The 18,684-nt window shown below is 57.1% G+C and carries 17 protein-coding genes; 6 read left to right on the top strand and 11 right to left on the bottom strand.

From position 1 onward, the window contains the following. The first annotated feature begins 84 nt into the window (after positions 1–84). A complete protein-coding gene (locus DY251_RS17085; RefSeq protein WP_281004476.1) occupies positions 85–1,509 on the top strand; it encodes an MFS transporter in 1,425 nt (474 codons plus the stop codon). Here the strand turns inward: DY251_RS17085 and DY251_RS17090 are convergent. The 4 genes from DY251_RS17090 to exoK form a co-directional block, all read right to left on the bottom strand. After that, positions 1,506–2,198: an RlmE family RNA methyltransferase gene (locus tag DY251_RS17090; protein WP_116625159.1), complete on the bottom strand. Its 693-nt coding sequence runs from the start codon at positions 2,196–2,198 to the stop codon at positions 1,506–1,508. The genes DY251_RS17085 and DY251_RS17090 overlap by 4 nt on opposite strands. Then, a complete protein-coding gene (locus tag DY251_RS17095; protein ID WP_116625120.1) occupies positions 2,195–3,415 on the bottom strand; it encodes a Ppx/GppA phosphatase family protein in 1,221 nt (406 codons plus the stop codon). Before DY251_RS17095 ends, DY251_RS17090 begins: the two co-directional genes overlap by 4 nt. Before the next feature lie 159 nt (positions 3,416–3,574). Then, positions 3,575–3,802, bottom strand: coding sequence for a hypothetical protein (locus DY251_RS21500; RefSeq protein WP_158553273.1), 228 nt, complete (start codon positions 3,800–3,802; stop codon positions 3,575–3,577). 274 nt (positions 3,803–4,076) lie between these two features. Then, entirely contained in the window at positions 4,077–4,865 is a 789-nt protein-coding gene (gene exoK / locus DY251_RS17105) for an endo-1,3-1,4-beta-glycanase ExoK (protein ID WP_245416016.1), read from the bottom strand. 194 nt (positions 4,866–5,059) lie between these two features. Here exoK and DY251_RS17110 point away from each other — a divergent pair, with 194 nt between their 5' ends. Both DY251_RS17110 and DY251_RS17115 read left to right on the top strand, forming a co-directional pair. Continuing rightward, complete coding sequence (locus tag DY251_RS17110; RefSeq protein ID WP_116625122.1) at positions 5,060–6,403, top strand: O-antigen ligase family protein; 1,344 nt, start codon at positions 5,060–5,062, stop codon at positions 6,401–6,403. Next, positions 6,400–7,287 (top strand): hypothetical protein, encoded by an 888-nt coding sequence (locus tag DY251_RS17115; protein ID WP_116625123.1) that lies wholly within the window; start codon positions 6,400–6,402, stop codon positions 7,285–7,287. Before DY251_RS17110 ends, DY251_RS17115 begins: the two co-directional genes overlap by 4 nt. On the opposite strand, the gene DY251_RS17120 is transcribed toward DY251_RS17115, so the two are convergent. Beyond that, entirely contained in the window at positions 7,284–8,447 is a 1,164-nt protein-coding gene (locus DY251_RS17120) for an acyltransferase family protein (protein ID WP_116625124.1), read from the bottom strand. The two genes, DY251_RS17115 and DY251_RS17120, sit on opposite strands and share 4 nt — an antisense overlap. 99 nt (positions 8,448–8,546) lie before the next feature. Here DY251_RS17120 and DY251_RS17125 point away from each other — a divergent pair, with 99 nt between their 5' ends. Continuing rightward, entirely contained in the window at positions 8,547–9,551 is a 1,005-nt protein-coding gene (locus DY251_RS17125; RefSeq protein ID WP_116625125.1) for a glycosyltransferase, read from the top strand. Further along, positions 9,548–10,495, top strand: coding sequence for a glycosyltransferase family 2 protein (locus DY251_RS17130; RefSeq protein WP_137113491.1), 948 nt, complete (start codon positions 9,548–9,550; stop codon positions 10,493–10,495). Before DY251_RS17125 ends, DY251_RS17130 begins: the two co-directional genes overlap by 4 nt. Here DY251_RS17130 and DY251_RS17135 read toward each other — a convergent pair. Genes DY251_RS17135 through DY251_RS17160 form a run of 6 tightly spaced genes read right to left on the bottom strand, consistent with a single transcriptional unit; the run spans position 10,492 to position 17,944 of the window. Continuing rightward, positions 10,492–12,942, bottom strand: coding sequence for a polysaccharide biosynthesis tyrosine autokinase (locus DY251_RS17135; protein ID WP_116625127.1), 2,451 nt, complete (start codon positions 12,940–12,942; stop codon positions 10,492–10,494). The two genes, DY251_RS17130 and DY251_RS17135, sit on opposite strands and share 4 nt — an antisense overlap. Continuing rightward, the gene (locus tag DY251_RS17140; protein WP_116625128.1) at positions 12,939–13,880 is read right to left on the bottom strand and encodes a glycosyltransferase family 2 protein; all 942 of its coding nucleotides are present in this window, start codon (positions 13,878–13,880) and stop codon (positions 12,939–12,941) included. The genes DY251_RS17135 and DY251_RS17140 overlap by 4 nt, the downstream gene beginning before the upstream one ends. Then, positions 13,877–14,866 carry a glycosyltransferase family 2 protein gene (locus DY251_RS17145; protein WP_116625129.1) on the bottom strand — a complete coding sequence of 330 codons (990 nt, stop codon included), beginning with the start codon at positions 14,864–14,866 and terminating at the stop codon, positions 13,877–13,879. The genes DY251_RS17140 and DY251_RS17145 overlap by 4 nt, the downstream gene beginning before the upstream one ends. Then, positions 14,863–16,038, bottom strand: a complete 1,176-nt coding sequence (locus DY251_RS17150; protein ID WP_116625130.1) for a glycosyltransferase family protein — start codon at positions 16,036–16,038, stop codon at positions 14,863–14,865. Before DY251_RS17150 ends, DY251_RS17145 begins: the two co-directional genes overlap by 4 nt. Positions 16,039–16,070: 32 nt before the next feature. Beyond that, positions 16,071–17,282, bottom strand: coding sequence for a polysaccharide biosynthesis/export family protein (locus DY251_RS17155; RefSeq protein ID WP_116625131.1), 1,212 nt, complete (start codon positions 17,280–17,282; stop codon positions 16,071–16,073). After that, positions 17,282–17,944: a sugar transferase gene (locus tag DY251_RS17160; RefSeq protein WP_281004478.1), complete on the bottom strand. Its 663-nt coding sequence runs from the start codon at positions 17,942–17,944 to the stop codon at positions 17,282–17,284. Before DY251_RS17160 ends, DY251_RS17155 begins: the two co-directional genes overlap by 1 nt. 485 nt (positions 17,945–18,429) lie before the next feature. Between DY251_RS17160 and DY251_RS17165 the strand changes: the two genes are divergently transcribed. Continuing rightward, positions 18,430–18,681, top strand: coding sequence for a hypothetical protein (locus tag DY251_RS17165; protein WP_116625133.1), 252 nt, complete (start codon positions 18,430–18,432; stop codon positions 18,679–18,681). The last annotated feature ends 3 nt before the right edge of the window (positions 18,682–18,684 follow it).

Raw genomic sequence — 18,684 nt, forward strand, 5'->3', positions numbered from 1 at the left:
GACATCACCTTAAATTGACGACGGCCATATTGCCTCCGCTCTTGATAGGTTTAAGCCCACTTTCTGCAATTAGTGATCACCGCCTTGCCAGCTTCTCGAACGGTTCCGCTCATTCTTGCCGTCGCGCTGTTCATGGAAAACATGGACTCGACCGTGATCGCTACATCGCTGCCGGCGATTGCGATCGACATCGGAACCAATCCCATTGCGTTGAAGCTGGCGCTCACGTCTTACCTCGTATCGCTTGCTATCTTCATTCCCCTTAGCGGCTGGATGGCAGACAAGTTCGGCGCGAAGAACATCTTCCGCGCTGCGATTGCCGTTTTCGTCATTGGCTCGATTGCCTGCGCCACGTCCGGCTCGCTCGGTTCCTTCGTGGTGGCGCGGTTTTTGCAGGGCATGGGAGGCGCAATGATGACTCCCGTTGGCCGCCTCGTGCTGGTGCGCTCCACACCAAAGAGCGAACTTGTGGCCGCAATGTCCTGGCTCACCGTTCCCGCTCTTATAGGTCCGCTCATCGGGCCACCGGTGGGTGGCTTCATCACCACATACTTTTCGTGGCACTGGATATTCATCATCAACGTGCCCATCGGCCTGCTTGGCATAATGCTCGCTACAAAATTCCTGCCGGAAAGTGCGGCTGTCGAAACGCCGCGACTGGATTTCGCCGGGCTTGTGCTGAGCGGCATCGGCGCTGCCGGAATCGTGTTCGGTATTTCGGTCATGAGCCTGCCCGCGCTACCACCAATCTACGGCGTGTTGACCATGCTTACTGGTGCCGTTTGCATAGCGCTCTATCTTTGGCATGCGCGCCGCACGCCCAACCCCCTGCTCGCGCTGCGGCTGTTTAACAATCAGGTTTTCCGCACGTCGGTGCTTGGTGGGAGCATGTTCCGGCTCGGCATCGGCGCTGTGCCGTTCCTGCTGCCGCTGATGCTACAGATTGCCTTTGGGCTGAATCCATTTCAGTCGGGCATGATAACATTCGTTACCGCGCTCGGCGCTATGGGCATGAAGTTCGCGACCAGCTGGATTTTCCGCACTTTTGGCTTTCGTCGCGTGCTGATCTTCGGGTCAATACTCGCCGCCGGAACCATCGCGATTTACGGCTTCTTCACGCCAGAAACCTCGATAGCTTTGATGATGATGCTGATTTTCTTCGGCGGGCTCATCCGGTCGATGTTCTTCACCGGCGTCAACGCATTTTCCTATGCGGAGATTCCACCGGAAGACATGAGTAAGGCCACGCCTATCGTCGCGGTTGCACAGCAATTGTCCGTTGCACTGGGTGTTGCGCTTGCAGGCGGTGTGCTGGAGTTGCAGACCTTGATCCACGACCGACCGCTGGATTTGGCCGATTTCCATGTTGCGTTTTTCATCGTCGCGGCAGTTTCTGCACTCGCGTCCATCGCCTTCATGCGATTGCCGGCGGACGCGGGCAGTGCTGTGTCAGGCCACGCGCTGATCCGGCCGGTCACTCAAGAAGAATCAGAAACTGCCAAGGCTTAGCCCCTGCCCTTGAAGTTCTTTGCAAGCAGGTAAAGCTCGACGGATTCGTCGCGCGATGCAGGCGGCTTGACGTGGTGCACGGTTCCAAAGCTGCGCTTCAAGCGATCCAGCAATTCGGTTTCCGTTCCGCCCTGAAAGGTCTTGGCCAGAAAATGCCCGCCCGGTTTCAGCACATTGATAGCGAAATCCGCCGCTACCTCAACCAGATGCATGGTGCGCAAATGGTCAGTGCGCCGATGACCCGTAGTCGGTGCCGCCATATCGGAAAGCACCAGATCCGGCTCGCCGCCCAGTGTCGTTTCCAGTAGCGCTGGCGCATCGTCGTCTAGAAAATCCTTCTGGAGAATAACCGCTCCCGGCACCGGATCGACCTCGAGATAATCGATACCAACCACGCTGGGCGCATCCGGATCGGACTTTGCGCGCTGTGCTGCAACCTGGCACCAGCCGCCCGGCGCCGCTCCAAGATCGATAATCTTCATGCCGGGCTTTATGAGCTTGTAGCGATCGTCGATCTCGATCAGCTTGTATGCTGCGCGCGAGCGATAGCCCTCGGCCTTCGAGCGCTGCACATATGGGTCGTTGAGATGGCGCTCAAGCCAGCGGCGGGACGACTCTTTCAGGCCGCGCTTCTTCTTCACTTTCGTGCGCAAAACACGCGATGGCGCGGCAGGTCCGGGCTTTTTCATTGGCGCGCATCCCTCTGCGGTCGCCTGCGCCACACGCCTTCGTCACCCATCAATTCGCTCAACACTCCTTCGCGCAGGCCGCGATCAGCGACCCGCAGCCGCTCGCTCGGCCATACCCTGCGAATGGCTTCCAGAATGGCGCAGCCCGCCAGCACGAGGTCTGCACGATCCGCGCCGATGCATGGGTTCTTCACCCGCTGCTCGAAATCCCAGCCCAAAAGCCGCTCAATCATTTTGTCTACGTTGTGATTGTCCATCCACAGGCCATCAACTCTGCGGCGCTCATAACGCGGCAAATCCAGATGGACACCCGCCAGCGTTGTCACCGTTCCAGATGTGCCAAGCAGATGGAAATTCCGCGATTGAGCTACGTGCTTCAGCCTGTCGCGCTCGGCAAAATCCGCAATCATGTCGGTCACAGCCTGCACCATTGCCGCAAAGCTCTCGCGCGTAACGACCTTACCACCAAAGCGCTCGGCAAGCGACACCACGCCGACCGGCAGCGAGGTCCATGCCACGATGTGCGATGACAATCGCCCCTGCCGCCCGCGCGACAGGTCAATCAGCGCGATCTCCGACGATCCACCGCCAATATCGAACAGGACCACGCCTTCGGTGTTTCGTTCGATCAGCGACTCGCATCCCGAAACTGCGAGACGAGCCTCCGTCATCCGGTCGATGATCTCCAGTTCAAGACCCGTTTCGGCCTTGACTCGGGCGAGGAAAAGCTCGCCGTTTTCGGCTGCGCGACAAGCTTCGGTAGCAATCAGTCGCGCGCGTCGAATTGGGCGTGCGCTCAGTTTCGTCGCGCAAACCGTCAGCGCATCAACAGCGCGATCCATTGCGGCATCAGCCAGTCTGCCGTTGGCGCTCAAGCCTTCGCCCAAGCGCACGATGCGCGAAAATGCATCGATGACGCGGAACTGGCCTGGCGCAGTCGGCACAGCAACCAGCAGGCGGCAATTGTTGGTGCCGAGGTCGAGCGCCGCGAATATGCCAGGCGAATAGCCGTTGTTGCGCGGCGCGGGCTCTACCCCGCGCGGCTTCGGTTGCTGCTTTTCGGCATTTGCTTGCGCAGCCTGCGCCGCACCGGGCGCAAACACCTTGCGGTCACGCTTTCTCTTGCGCTTTCGGCGCTTTTTCGTCCCCTTCGGGGGAATCTCCGAGCCGGGCGCAGCCGAACGGTGCGCCGACCCTTTCCGGGCGGCATCCGCCATCGGCGGACTCGCCCCTGAGTCGCGGTTTTCCACTTTGATCCTTCAGCGCCGCACACCAGACGAGTGGCGCGGCAGGCGCGATAATTCTTTTCGTTGGACCAAAGATAGCAGGCCGCAGCCCCTGTACCAAGAGGCTAGCGCGAGATTATGGCCCGCCGGCTAACCGGCGGGCTGCATCATTGGATTACCAATACACCCAGACTCTGACGCGACGGCAACGGTGACGCCAGCGGCCATGATGCCAGTAACGGCGGCAAACCCTGCGCCACACGCGGCGGCGACGACGCCGGTATCTCCAATGAGGATGCCCCGGTCTGTGCCAATCACGATGATATACCGGCTCGACAATAGCTTCTTCGCCATCGTTTGCGGGCATATCCAGCTCATCAAGTATGCCCGGACCGCCGCTCATGTCCGGTACTCCCGCCAACGCCTGCGCGGGCCTGACCACGCTGGCGACGGCAGCAGCACCTGCCACGCCCAACAGTCCTGTGAGGAATAAACGTCTTTCCATCCTTGCCTCCGCTAACAAAGATTTTCGACAAGCGTCTCACAACGCCTGACCAACTCCGTCCCTCCACGAAATTAGCGTGAACGATCTAACCTGTACACAAGATGAACGGCACCGCCGCTTATGTGTTCCGTGATGCGGCGGAAGGTTTCACTCCTTCGCCGCGAGCATACAGACAATCGACTGAGGGAACTGGCATTTTTCGCCTTTCGCAGTGAATGCGACCCGCTCGACTTCAAGCTTTACGGGCTTTTGCGGAACCTCGAATTTGCCCATCCATGCGCTCAGCGTGTCTGTGCCCCAGATGCTGAAGAATATCTTCTGCGGATGCGTTGGCAGCGTGGCGTCCGGTTCGCTTTGATGCATCAGCTTGCCGTCTACGTACCACGACATGCGGTCAGGCTCCCAAACGAACGCATAGTCGTGGAAGTCATTATCCGACCCGCCCGGCACGTCGACAAGCGCCGTATTGTGCTGCTGGGCATCAATGTAAGTGTTGAGCTGAACCTTCGATGTGTCTTTCAGCAGCACCTCGAAGTCGATCTCGTCATGTGGCTGCTTCTGCGTTGGCCCGATATAGGTGAAGAATGCTGCATTGAGCCCCGACCCTGCCCCCGTGCGCATACGTGCTTCATAAGTGCCATATTGGAAGCGCTGCTTTGTTTGAACTTCACCGCAGGAATACTGCCGATCCTTGAACGGCACATTGCTGAAGGAGAGTGTCAGCTGACCTTTGCCGACATCGATCTCGCGCGTTGACCAGGTGCAGTTTTGATGCGCACCGTTGTTCCAGCCGTTCGATGCCATCCAGAGATCAGGATCGAAGCGATCGAACTCATCGACGAAGGATTTGCCAAGCGCAACCGTTGGTTGGTCTTGCGCCAATACCGGAAAGCTCCAGCCAATCGCGATTAAAAGTGAGGTGATGCAGATTTTCAAAACAGTCTCCTTGAGGCTTAATTTGCCAACGACTGTTCGTGGCCAATCAGATCAAGCCACCGCTGCATTGCAACACGCACAATATTGCATTGCAAGAGAAAACGAGCCTTTTCTCCGCCCTTTTTGTTGCGTCGCACAAGAAACGACGTTACGCTCGCGAGAGTTGCATTTGGCAGAGGCAAGAACGCCAGACGATGCAGACAAATGCGCAACCGCCGCTTGGCGGTGTGGCAACCTTACCTCCCGCTTCTGAGAAGCCCGAGCAAGGTGTGCGGACAGACACGCTCATAGCTATCGCGGCTTTGGGAAGCCTCTTTCTGTTGCCTATTCTGGCTTCGCTCGCGCCGCTGATATTCCTTGCCTTCGGCGCGTTCCTGATGGCGCGACGGCCTGCCTCCACAATCGATGCATTGGTCCGAAACTGGTACATCCTAATACTGCCGCTCTATGCATTTGCCTCGACGCTCTGGTCGGCCGAGCCTAATCTCTCAATGCGATATGGCTTTCAGCTCTTGCTGACTTTCATGATCGGCATCGTGATCGCGCACCGCGTAACAGCCTATACATTTCTCGCCATTTCGTTCTGGACATCTGTTCCGATCATATTGATCAGCGCACTGTTTGGCGGCGCAAGGTTGGACGGCATTGCTTTGGGCGTTTTCGCAGCGAAGAATGCGTATGCCACGGCAATTTCCATGTTTGCGCTAGCAGCGCTTGGCCTGCTGTTTGCAAGGGAAACCGACCGACTGACACGGCTTGCCGCGCTTTTCGGCGTGCTCATATCGCCCGCCTTGCTGATTTCCGCGCAATCATCCGGCGCTATCGTAACAACGCTCCTCACGGTGGGCTCATTCGGCATGTTCGTGGTCGGCGGCTGGCTCACCGCCTATCAGCGAAGAGGCTATTTCACGCTGCTTTTTTCGATTTTTGCAGTGCTTGGTCTGGTGGTCGCAGTTTTTCACCAGCAATTGCTCGAAATTCTGCTCGCGCTATTCGATAAGGATACGACAATCACTGGCCGCACCGAGCTTTGGGAAATCGGCTCAAACCTCATCAGCGAGCGGCCATTCCTGGGATTGGGCTTTCAGTCATTCTGGGTTCAGAATACACCGGACGCCGAAGAGCTTTGGGCCTATTTCAAGATCGATGCGCGCACAGGCTTTCACTTCCACAACACTTACATTTCCATCGGCGTCGAATTGGGCATTATCGGCATTGCACTAACCGCGATATTGCTGTTTTCCAGCCTTGCGCGATCCGTCCAATGGGCGGTGAAAGAACCATTCGGAACTGCCGGCTACTTCGTGGGATTCGCGGTTTTGATTGCAGCGCGCAGCATGGTTGAAGTGGATGTTTTCTACCAGTTCAGCGCCTCGTCCGTAACGATCATCTGTGGACTGATCTATGCCAATCAGGCGCTCGCCGCATATCGCGCATCGCAACCTCAGATAACGAACGAAGCGATACGGACAATCGTCTATCCCGCAAGGCTGGCAGATACGAAAATCGCATCGGCAGACAGAGGCGCACCCTCATGACGCAGCAGACCATTCCCGAAATTCGCGCAATCATCTGCAAGCGCGATGTGGAACTCGGAATCGAATGCCTTGGGTCGCTCAAAAGATTCTCGGCCGATCCTGTCCGCATCGTGCTGCACGACGATGGCTCAATCAGCAAGGATGAGCGCGCGAGACTCGAAGAAGGACTCCCCGGCGCGGTGCTTATATCAAGGGAAGAAGCAGACGATGTGATGAACCCTCTACTCAAGGCCACGCCCCGAACCTTGGCATTTCGCGAGCGCTCGCCAATGGGCCGCAAGCTCGTCGATGTGGGCATATTCTCGAAGGGCGACATCATCCTCTGCGATACCGACGTGCTGTTTTTCCGACCATTCAAGGGCGCGTTCAGTTGGCCCAATGAAACCATCAAAACCGTTCACGTGCTCGACGTTGCGGATTCATTTTGCCTGAAGCCTTGGCAGACCGGGCCGTTGCACCTGCTGCATCGCTTCAACGCGGGTTTCATGATGATCCGCAAAGAACTATTCGACATGGATTTGATGGAACGAACAGTCCGGCTGATCGAAGACAATCCCGGTTACATTGAAAACAAACCCTATCAGTGGTTTCTGGAACAGACCTGCTGGGCCTCCGTGGCTGGCGAACATCCGGCCATGATGTGGGCTGGCAATCAGTTGCGCGTTATCAGCAAGAACGACCGCTATTCGACCGATCTCGTAGGTGGCCACTTCGTTGGAAACGTTCGGCACATGCTCGCGCAGTTTCGCGATCAAGCGCGGGTGACTGGAGTGGAGCACACCGAGCCCGTCACGATCGAGTTCGAGCGCACACGGCCCTATTCAACCACGGCATTTATCGCAAACAGATTGAGCAACCGCATACGTTATGCGTTGGCGAGCTAAGCAGGGGCTGAGGGCGCCGGCAGCTTTGGGTCGAGAATATACTTTTCGAACAGCCGCCACGTAGCGTGCGAAAACCGTATCGCGAACTGCTCGACGGGAACGAACAACATCGCGCATGCCATCGCCAGAGCCAGCGACGTCAGCGCAATGCCCGCATAGACTGGTTGCGGCGCAAGGCTGTCCAGCGAGGTCTGCACAATCGCCCATGACGTGAAGGTCACGATCACCGCGTAGTGCATCAGGAACAGTGGAAACGAGATCTTTCCAAGCCATTGCGAAAGCGAGTTGGAAAGAAACGCTGAAATGTGGACATCCGAGTAAATCAGCAGGCAGCAAACCGCCGCTACCAGCATCAGCAATGGTGGCAACTCGTGATGCTGGAGCATGAGGTAGGATGGCGGAATAAGCAGCACGATTATCGCCGCGATGGCCAGCGCAGTATTTGCGTGCGACTGGCCGTGCCAATCGAACAGCCCTTCCCGTCGCATCAGCGCAAAAAGCATTCCAACGAAGAAGCAGCCGCTCAGCGTGCCGGTCGCAATTGCGATGAAAGCGAGGATCGCAAGCACGGTCTTCTTTTGGCTGATAAAGCGCTCGCACAGTAGAAACAGCACTACGACAATCGAGCCGATTGCCTCTGTCCGCATCGTCCACAAAAACGGAATAATCGAGAAATCGATGAACGGCTTGTAGAATACGTAAAACAGCGCAAACGAAACCGTCTCACCTATCGTTTTCGTCTCTGTCGGAAACTCTCGAAGCCAAGTGTTGCCGATCAATTCGCCGGCCTGCCGGTTATATACAAGTCCAACGGCAATGAGCAGCGCAACAATAACGCAAGCCACAGATACGGGTATCGCAAGGCGCGGATAGCGTTTCACCGCGAGCTTCCAGATCGCCCGCCGCTCTGGCTTTGCCCAATAGGCCGCGGTCAGCGCTTCACCTGAAATGACAAAGAACAGCATCACCGAAAACAGGCCGTTGAGAAAAACTCCGGTCGCTACATTTTTGAACAGCGGAACCACATCGCCGAAAATGCCCCAGAAAATGTGGGAACAGGTCACGCACAGCGCAGCCCAACCCCGCAACCCGTCAAGAACAGTTAGCCGGGGCGCTCCCGCCCTGGCAGCTTCCTGCATGTTCCCGCCGCCCATCGACATGCGAAATCTCGGGTTGGAGCCAAGAATATTGTCTGAAGGAGTTTACAATTACTTTTGCGCATCGCACAATAGATATATTGCAACGCACACCTCGGTGACATGCAGAAAGTATCCGAGCTCGGCTCGCAAGACATCCTCCTGTTTTTCAAGAATGTGGAGGTCGATAAGTTTCTTCCGGGCGACCGCTATATTAAGCGCATCCTGCGTCCGGCGTGGAACCTGTTGCACCATCGCCAGAAGAAAACCGGTTTTCAGGTTTCGTTTGAGATGTTGGCCGATGCGTTGCGCGCAAACGGCTTTAATGTGCGCGTGAATGATTACGCGGCGGCGCGTAAAAACCCCAACCATCCGGTCGGTGTTGTTGGTTTTCCCGTCATTCTGGATGGTTGGCGGCTACCAAATCCGGTGCTGCTGGGACCGTCGCTTTATGATCATCCCGGCCTCGCTCCGAAGCTTTTCGCGGACAAGCGCTTCAAAAGCTATCTCGTGCTAGCCGACTGGATGAAGGAAATGTTCGCTCCCTATTATGGAGAACGCTGCGTCCAATGGTTTGCGGGCATTGACCTCGACAATTGGCCAGATCTTTCTCGCGAGCCAAAACAGTTCGATTTTCTGATCTACGACAAGATTCGCTGGGACCATGACCAGATGGAGCGAGACTTGATCGAGCCAATCCGAACGCGATTGCACGAGCAGGGCCACACCTTTCAGGAAGTGCGTTACAAGATGCACGACCACGCCACGCTCAAAACAATGCTGGCTCAATCACGCGCGATGATCTTCCTGTGCGAGCATGAAACGCAGGGGCTTGCCTACCAGGAAGCACTTGCGTCCGGCGTGCCGGTTCTTGCCTGGGATCGCGGCTATTGGGCCGATCCTCTGTGGCAGCGCTTTTTGCCCAGCGCCCCGCCTGCCTCGTCCGTGCCATTCTTCTCCGAGCAATGTGGCGCGCGCTTTGCGGGTATTGAGGATTTTCCCGCGGTACTAGACAATTTCTGGAACAATCTCACCAGTTTCAAACCCCGCAACTATGTGAAAACGCAGCTCTCGCCCAAGCGCTCGGCGCAGATTTACGCCGACGCCTATTTCGGAACGGCGCGTTGAATCCGCCAGCCCCCCTCGTCTCGGTCATAATGGCCAATTATCGCGGAGCACGCTTTCTTGAGGAGTCGATGTGCTCGGTGCTGGCGCAATCGGTCAAAAATCTGGAACTGATTGTCAGCGATGATGGCTCAGACGATACGAGTGTGGAAATCGCGAAACGCATCGCGCGCGAGGATAAGCGCGTTCGTGTCCTGACGGGCGCAGGCAACACAGGCCCGGCCGCGACGCGCAACCGTGCGCTAGCCATTGCCAGGGGCGAATGGGTCGCCATTGTAGATTCCGACGACCTCATGCAGCGCGACCGGCTCGAACTATTGATCAAACTGGCTGACGCTCACGCCTGCAACATTGTCGCTGACGATCTGACCTATTTCGGTGACGACGAAACGCCTGCGGGACGCACGCTGCTCCGCACCGCGGCAAGAACAGTCCCGCAATTCGTGTCAGCTGATTTGCTGGTCCAAACGGAGATTCAGGGTTCCGGCCTGCCGAAACTGGGCTATCTCAAACCGCTCATCCGCCGCTCGGCTCTCGATGGCATGAAATATAACGAAGCGCTGCGCGTGGGCGAAGATTTCGACCTGTTGCTGCGGCTACTGCTCAAAGGCAAAAAGCTGCTCGTCACGCAGGAATCCTATTATCAATATCGCAGGCATAGCAACTCGATTTCTCATCGCCTGTCGGAAGAAAAAGTGTTCGCCATGATCGCCGCTCAGCGCGCGCTGGAAGGCGGCGACATACCCGCTGCAACACGCAAGGCTCTTCACCGGCGATTGAAAGCGCTCGAAAACCTGCTGGCCTATGAGCGCCTCGTGGTGCTGATAAAACAGCGCAACATTTCAGGTGCAACGCGCTCGTTGATAAAGCACCCTGCCCTCCTCAAAGACCTGCTACAATCGGTCGCCGAAAACCTCGCGCGGCGTATGCGTCCGGCCTCGACTTAAACGTTCTCCGGAGACTTCACGTAGTATTCGGCGTAACGCTCGAAGAACTGCTCGCCGCTGCCTGTCGTGCCAAACTTCGGAAGTGACTTGATCTCGGCCTTGTTCAGCACGACACCCAGCATCTTGCTCGAAATGGCAGGCTCCGATTCAAGGATCGAGCGAACCAGTTCACGCGGGGTGGAGCCCCACTCCACAACCAGAAGGAACGCATCGGCAAACGGTGCAAATGCCTTGGCATCAATCACCGGCCCCAGAGGCGGCAGGTCAACGATAATGTAGTCGAATGTGTCTTTCGCGCTGTCGAGGAAGCGGCGCATACCAACCGAAGCCAGAAGTTCGCCCGTATGCGGCATACGGCGGTTGAGCAACGTCGGCACGAACACCACGCGCGCGCGCTTGTCGAGGTTCGCGACTTCGCGCCAACTCATGCCCTTGATAACTGCTTCAACGAGGCCAACGCCCTTGGACCGTCGGCGCATACGCGTCAGCTTGCGATTGCGCAAATCGGCATCGATCAGCAGCGTCTTGAGGCCGCTATTCGCAAGCATTGCGGCAAGGTTCGACGACACAGTAGATTTGCCCTCGCCCGGCAAGGCCGACACGACACCTATCACGCGGCAGGGCGTCTCCTGCAAGAGCACATCGCTGGCGAGCCGGACGCTGCGCAGCGTTTCCGCATAGATCGAGTAAGGATGATCGATTGCAATCGACATTAACTCGCGCTGCGAAATCGGCTCGTTGAAAAGCGGGCGACGCATCGGCGCGCGTCCGGACGGCGCATCCGTTACCGCCTGCAGCCCCAACCGGATTTTCACCCGTTCAATCGCAATCGTCTTCCATTCTTGCGCCTTGGCGAACCATTCCTTCCAAAGGTCGCGAAGGCCCTTGCGGCGCGATTTCGAAGGCTCGACGCTGATGGAAGGAAGATAGCCGAGGAACTTTGCACCGATTGCCGAGCGCACATCGGCAGCCGTGCGGAAAAACCGCTCGTTGAATTCGTTCAGCGCCGCAATCGCACCACCAACCATCAGGCCGAGCATAAGCGTTGCCAACAACACCACCATCGTGCGCGGACTTGATGGGCGCAGCGGCAGCATTGCCTCGGAAATGATGCGCGCCTTCGCTATCGGGAAGGATTGCTGCTGTGTGATCTGCTCATAGCGAGCCAGGAACGTCTGGTATAGATTAGTCAGCGCTTCGGAACGCTGCTGCAATTCGCGAAGCTGAACCTGAGAGCGCTGCGCATCGGTATTCTGGCCCGATGCACTTTCAACGCTGGAACGCAGCTTCTGCTCGCTCGCGTGCTTCACTTCATATTCGTTCTGCGAGGCCTGCGCGAGTTGCTTGGCTTCATCGAATATGCTCTTGGCAAGTTCCGAAAGCTCGGCACGCATAGCCACAGCCTGCGTGTTTTGAGCGCCATAAAGCTCCGTCGCTTCACGCTCGCGCCTGCTGAGATTGAGATATTTCGTGCGCATCTCGGTCAGCGCCGGCCCCTGATCGGGGGCGCTCGACATAGCCAGATTTTCCGCCGCGCGATCCGGTCCCATTTCTACGATCTTGCGAAGCTGTTCTGCGCGAGCGAGAGCGCCCGCCGCTTCGGATTGAGCAACGATCAATTGCGCATTCAAATCCGAAAGACGCTGCTCGGACATCAACTCACCGCGCGCAACGGAAAGCCCTTGCTTGGCGCGATAATCTTCTGCCGCGAGAGCAGCCTCCTGCGAATCCTTGCGCAGTGTCGCCAGGCGCTCTTGCAGCCAGACGGTCGCGCGCTCGGTCGCGTCGAAATTCGCTTCAAGCTGATCCGCCAAAAATGCGTCGGCATAAGCCTGCGTGATGCGCTGCGCCAGAGCAGGATCGTATGAGCTGTACCCCACGACAATCACGTTACTGCGCCCGCTGCGCTCAACGATCACATTCGCCTGCAAAATATTGGACGCGAGGTTGATGCGCGCCTCATGCATCGCCGCTGTATCGGTGCGAATCTGTGCGCCACCGCCAAACGAAAATACGGAAAGCACACCACGAACGACACCGCGCACAGCTCCAATTGTCTTGGCCAAAAGCGAAGCAGGCGGGTTCGTGAAGTCCGGATCTTCGTCAAGCTTTTCCTTGATAACCACCGCGCGCGCCAGCCGTTCGGAGCGCAAAATCTCGGTCTGGCTCATGATTGTCGCATCGGTCTGCAGCGTTGCGGCAAGCGGCGAAACTTCATCCACCGATTTCGCAATGCCGTCATCGATCAGCACGCGCGCCAGCGACACATAGGTGGGCGGCGTCGTCTGCAGATAAACGATGCCCGCGAACAGCCCAAGCCCACCGGCAACCAGCAAAGGCACTGCCTGACGACGCAACATGCCAAGTATCGAGCCGAAGCTGATGAAATCGCTGGTGTAGTGAAACAGGTGGTTTGGGCCCGCAGGATAGGCTGTCGGTTGGTTCATCTATATCTCGTTTCCGAACTCGGCAGATCAGGCCCGCCGTAGATTTGGGGCTGACGCCAGCCGAGTAAGCCGGTCATCGCACCCGCATGGAGCACCGCACGCAACAAGGCGCGCTTTGCGCTCACTTCATGAAAGGGAGGAGCGAATACAGACCCCAAACTGTATACAAATTTGGCGAACGCTATCGGAAGTTGCTTTGCAACACCCGACGCGCTCTTGCGCCGCAACAGCCCGCCATGCGTTTGCCCGGAACGAAAGCGGCGGCGCGCCAGCCATTTGAAGCAGGCGCGATTTTCAGGAACCGGCTCTTCCACCCACGCTTCAGGCGCGAACTCGATCCGCCCGCCTGCAGCGAACACCGCATCAAAAAACTCTGTATCTTCGCCGCCGCTCTTGCCGCGCGCCAGGTCGAAGCGTCTACCGATCACGCTGGCCGCGCCGACCTTCACCAGCACGTTGCAAGAATAACCCGTCCGTATCTCGCCCTTGACCCAAACGGGCCTCGTCTCGTGAAAATTTCCGGCCTTAAGCCAATCCGGTGCGTGTTCGTCGTAGCGAGCGCGAACCGGCCCCAGCACGACATCCGCCCCGCTTTGACGAGCCTTCGCAACCAGAGCCGAAAGCCAGTTTCCGGTCGCCGTCTCATCATCATCGATAAAGGCGAAATAATCGCCGGAAACAGCGTCCAGACAGGCGTTGCGGGCGATGGAAATATTGCGCGCAGGGCTGTGCAGATACTGGATCGGCAGATCGAGCCAGCCGGCGCATTCTTCTACAAGCGCCTTCGCGCTGGGCAGGTCATCATTGTCGGAAACGATTACCCGTATAGAAACACCCCGCGGCAAGCGTTGGGCAGCAACAGACTTCAGCGTGGCAGCAAGTCCCGGTCGGCGAAACGTGCAAATGCAGATGTCTATTCTCGAGCCAATGCGCTTCATGCCGAGGGCCTCGCGGATTGCGAGGCGAACAATTGCCTCCAGAAACCAAGCGACCACGCAAAATGCATGACAATGGCGGAAACGGCGGACAGCACGAGATCAGGCTTGCGCTCCGATATCGCCAGCCAGAAGCCGAACAGGAAGCACACGCCAAGCCATGCGACAGCGGGAATAGCCGCAACCCAATAGATCGCGGAGCCAAGCGCGAGGAGGAGTGCGGGGCAAACCAGAAGCGGCGCAAGCTGGCGAATGCTCGGCAGCGTGCGGTGCTTCAGCAGATTTTTCGCCCTGCCCCGCCCATACGCCATGTATTGCTTGAACAATCCGCCGAACGTTTCACGTGGGTAATAGATCATATGCGTGCGGCCAGAGAGCCAGATCCGGAAGCCGTTCAGCTTTAGCCGGTGGTCGAGTTCGGCATCTTCATTGTGCGAGAAATTCTCATCATAGCCGCCAGCGGCAAGGAAGGCCCTCGTCCTGAAAAGCGCGTGGTGGCCATGATCGACCCACTCACCGCCCGACCCGTGTCTGTGCTTGGAACCGCCGGTGCCCAGTTTGGAATTCTGGATGGCCGCATTCGCGCGCTGGATCCGTTCCATGCCCTCCGTGTACATCGAAACGACGACCGAATCCGCGCCTTTCTCCTCCGCCTCGGCGAGCAGCTTTTCGCAAAAATCGACTGGATATTTGCCATGCGCATCCAGCCGCAGCATGTACCGGGAATTCATGCCGTGGCGGACGACTGCAAGATTGATTCCCGCGCTTTGAATGCGCGCAGGATTGTCCATCAAAGCCACGCGTTCGCTGCCGCGCATGAAATCTTCAACGATTTGCTTTGACCGATCATCACTGCCGCCGTCGACAACGAGGATACGGGCCCCGACCTTCTCCGCCACCGGATCCACCCATCCCAGAAGCGCACCGATATGGCGCTCTTCATTGAGACACGGAATGACAATCAGGATATCAGCATCGCTATGCGTCATGCGGCCCTCCGGTCGAGGATCGAAGGCTCCAGGGAAACAACTGGATGTTTTGAACGCGGAAGCTGCGCAACAAGTTCGCGGCAGTCCCGCGCGGTGCAGACCCAGGTCGATGGATCGACCGCCGCGATGCGCGCCTGATGTTCTGCGTAGTCGGCCTCACTGAATGTGCCGAGGACTTCCTTTAGCGTTTCGGGAGAAGCCTCATCGAGTAGAATTCCAAATCCCTTGCGAGCGAGGAATTTTCCAACTTCGGTGCGCCGCAAAGCAATCGGAACCGCGCCGAACCGGCAACCTTCATAAAGCCTGTTGGGCAGGAGCCATTCCGAATTCTGGCCTTCCTCGAAGAAGTCAATGGCCCACGTAAAATGCACATGGCCATAGATCGTGGCCATGTCTTCCGGGTTGCGATACGCGCCCTCGAATGAAAGATACGGCTCGCTGACCACCGCAGAACGGAAACCCGGTATCTCGCGCATCGCGGGGCGACCGCGCAGTTGCACCTTCACCCGCCCATCCATCTTGCGCGAAAGATCGCTTAGAATTGCGAGTGACCGGCTGCACCTGAGTGCACCGAACCAGCCAATGACCCAAGGCGGCGAAACATCCGCTGAACGATCCGGCGCAGCGCCAACATATTCGGCATCAAGATCGAGCAGGCGATTTTCGACGATCAACGACGGTGCTGCACACTGCCCATAAGCGTCAAAATACTGCGCCAGAAACGCTGGCGAACTGGTCAGCAACAGGCTGACTTCGTTGGACAGCCTGCGCTCCAGCCAGCGAAGCCCAATGCCGACCGCATCCTTGCGCAACAGCAGGCGGTGAATGTCGAGGCACTCGTAAACAATCGGAATATTGTCATCGCCAAAGCTGGCTGTAGCCCGCCGAGCCAAAAACAACGTTTCGAGATTGCGCGCGATAATACAATCCGGCTTTGAAACCCCGCTTAACAGCTTTCGCAGATTGGTCGCAGCGCCGAACACCGCCGAAATGCGTTGGTTGAAATTGCCGTCCTGCGTGGCGCCGAACGAAATTCGCTTGTCGTCCGAAGCCAACTTGGCGCGATGAAACCCGGCAACGGTGACGCTCGCGCCACCGGCCTCAAGCATCATCGTCCGCCGCCGCGTGGCAGGGTCCTGCAAATCATGCACCAGATAGAGCACATTCAACACAGCAAACCGCTCGACTTATCCCGCGCGCCGGATCATCGCGTCGGCACTTCCGCGACTTTCACAGAAACAACGTCGCCGGGCTGTACAGGCTGATCCATCGCGGCCTTCACCACCGTCGTCGATCCGTCCGGCTTTGCCCTGCTTATCGAGAATTCAAGAAGCGTCTGATCGCCAGGAGACAGCGTGGAAGCTTCAACCATGAGATCTGACCGCATGTTCATCTTGCGCGACGTCGAAAGCAGATCGACCTCGACCTGCTGGCGTTCGACCGCCAGTTCCGTCTGCATCGAATTGCGCAGTTCCAGCGCATCTTGCTCCGCCTTGCTGACGGCCTGACGCGCCCGCACAATCGCAGTGTCGATGTCCAGCCGCTGCGCCTGAATGTCTGCTGCGGAGCGTTCGGCGGTCAGCACGCGTGAATTGTTCACAAGCCCCTGCTCTGCAAGCGCACCAACGCCTTTCAGCTCTTTTTGCATCAACTCAAGCTGGCGATCCTGATTGGTCCGCTTCTTTTCCAGCGTATCGATTTCAGTCTGCAAGAGCCCCTTGAGGTCGGATAACGCCGTCAGCTGCAAATCGAGATTGGTCTTGCGAGCGGTCATAATTGCGCGCTCCTCGCCAATGAGATCATTCAGCCGCTTGCCCTGCGGCAGCGATGCCGGCACCTCGAAATCGGCCTTGCCTGCAATCTCGGCGTCAACGCGCACGCGCTTTACCATCAGGCGAAGGCGATCATCGGAGAGCAAATCATATTCGCCCTTTTGCGTAATCAGTTCCCGCTCGACGCGCTGACCATCCAGCGTGCGCTGCGTTCCACCCGCTACCGCGAGCGCTTTCTGCACGGTCAAGCCCGGCATGTAGGGGTATTGGCCGGGGCTCTGCACAACGCCGGTTATGAAAAACGGACGATATTGCGCAATCTCCGCTGAAACTTCAGGCGCGGATTTGAGCGCGAAACGCTCCTTAAGCCGCGCCGCCAACTGCTCCTGCAGTTCATCGGTCGTAAGGCCCGTCACTTTCAGGTCGCCAGCGAATGGAACCGAGATACGGCCACCATCCTGAACGGTGTATTCACCGTTTATCGACGTCCACTCGCGAAAAGCGTTCTCGATGATCTGCCATTCTACGACACGCAGCGTCAGCTTGTCCTGCACGCCCAGCCGATACTCATCCGCCAGAGCTACGCCGCTTGCGCCAAGCAGAAATAGCGCAGCAAGCCCCGCGCGGCTCATAAGGCCTGCCATCAATAGCTCCCCCGCGAGGATAGAATTGCAGGCACGGTGAGAACGATGATGCGGAGGTCGCGGATAAACGACCAACCTTCATAATACTGGCGGTCATAAGCAACGCGGTCCTCATAAGACACATCATTGCGCCCGCTTATCTGCCAAAGGCCCGTGAGGCCTGGGCGCACAGCGAGGTAGCAATGCAGGTCGGGACCGTAATATTCCAACTCGTCATCTATTACGGGACGCGGCCCAACAAGGCTCATATCGCCTTTGATGATGTTGATGAGCTGCGGTAACTCATCGACGCTGAGCTTTCGCAACACGCGTCCCAGCGGCGTGACACGAGGGTCGCGCTTCAGCTTACGCGTCGCCTGCCACTCGATACGAGCTGCACGGTTGCGCCGAAGATACGAGCTAAGCACTTCTTCGCTGTTCGGAACCATCGTCCGAAACTTCAGGCAACGGAATTCGTTTCCGCCCTGCCCAATACGACGATGCCCGAAGAATATCCGACCACCATCATCATACTTCACAAGTGCCGCTACAAACAGGAACAGCGGCGATAGCAGGATCAATGCACTTGTCGCAGCAACGACGTCAAATAGTCGTTTCCACACTCCTCCCGGTGCGATCAGCACCACGGACTTGCCTCGATCAAGCAGATTTGAACTGACGATCTCTGTCACGTTTCACCTCTGACTTTTCAAGGTAAACGATACGCGATCGATGGTGCATTGCAACAAAAAAATAGGCTCTCTATTTGTGCAACGCGATGCTTTTATGATTAAATAATGGACATCATTGCATAATTTTTTTGCTTAAAGCGCATATATAAATATATAACGAAATTATAATATAACAATTTCGCACAGTTTTTGAGTAATAATCATGCGGGGATTCTATCACTCTGTCTGGATAAAGTTGAGTGACTCGCCGCAATCGACGGTAATATCTTTAAAATGCAAAGCTAACTGTAATAGTTGGCTAAAATTAAACTTAGATCAAATGACCCCCAAAATTGCTGCTATGCAACAATGGGAGTAGGTCAAAACAGCCGCGTCCATATGGCGTTAGCGGGCCTGATCGACTATATTTCGGACGGAATTTTTAATTGAATTGAACGCTCCCAGATTTGGGATGGGTGGAGCAGGTTTAGCATAAAATGCCGATCGGACGATTTATCGCCGGGCTCATATTCACGTTGATCGTTGTTGGGCTCTGGTCTTGGCAGGATGGCGCAAGCACCGGAACTGTTGTGCTGCGGCTCATCGCGGCCGCCTTTATCGTGCAGTTCGGCTACTTCGTCGGCATCTACATTCTTGCGAAGCGCGAAGCGAGCTTGGATGAGGCTGGCGATCCGAAAGATGCGACGCCGACTGCCCCCGCTACGCGCCGCCCCTCGCTCGATACGTAATTG

It is taken from the genome of Mesorhizobium denitrificans (assembly GCF_003403035.1).
In the GTDB taxonomy this organism is placed as follows: Bacteria; Pseudomonadota; Alphaproteobacteria; order Rhizobiales; family Rhizobiaceae; genus Mesorhizobium_G; species Mesorhizobium_G denitrificans.

Coding starts and splice junctions, on each gene's coding strand:
- DY251_RS17145 (WP_116625129.1), bottom strand. CDS start 14,866: ATGACGCATAGCGATGCTGATATCCTGATTGTCATTCCGTGTCTCAAT.
- DY251_RS17120 (WP_116625124.1), bottom strand. CDS start 8,447: ATGTCGATGGGCGGCGGGAACATGCAGGAAGCTGCCAGGGCGGGAGCG.
- DY251_RS17110 (WP_116625122.1), top strand. CDS start 5,060: ATGCAGACAAATGCGCAACCGCCGCTTGGCGGTGTGGCAACCTTACCT.
- DY251_RS17125 (WP_116625125.1), top strand. CDS start 8,547: ATGCAGAAAGTATCCGAGCTCGGCTCGCAAGACATCCTCCTGTTTTTC.
- DY251_RS17095 (WP_116625120.1), bottom strand. CDS start 3,415: ATGGCGGATGCCGCCCGGAAAGGGTCGGCGCACCGTTCGGCTGCGCCC.
- DY251_RS17165 (WP_116625133.1), top strand. CDS start 18,430: ATGCCGATCGGACGATTTATCGCCGGGCTCATATTCACGTTGATCGTT.
- DY251_RS17090 (WP_116625159.1), bottom strand. CDS start 2,198: ATGAAAAAGCCCGGACCTGCCGCGCCATCGCGTGTTTTGCGCACGAAA.
- DY251_RS17135 (WP_116625127.1), bottom strand. CDS start 12,942: ATGAACCAACCGACAGCCTATCCTGCGGGCCCAAACCACCTGTTTCAC.
- DY251_RS17140 (WP_116625128.1), bottom strand. CDS start 13,880: ATGAAGCGCATTGGCTCGAGAATAGACATCTGCATTTGCACGTTTCGC.
- DY251_RS17155 (WP_116625131.1), bottom strand. CDS start 17,282: ATGGCAGGCCTTATGAGCCGCGCGGGGCTTGCTGCGCTATTTCTGCTT.
- DY251_RS17115 (WP_116625123.1), top strand. CDS start 6,400: ATGACGCAGCAGACCATTCCCGAAATTCGCGCAATCATCTGCAAGCGC.
- DY251_RS21500 (WP_158553273.1), bottom strand. CDS start 3,802: ATGAGCTGGATATGCCCGCAAACGATGGCGAAGAAGCTATTGTCGAGC.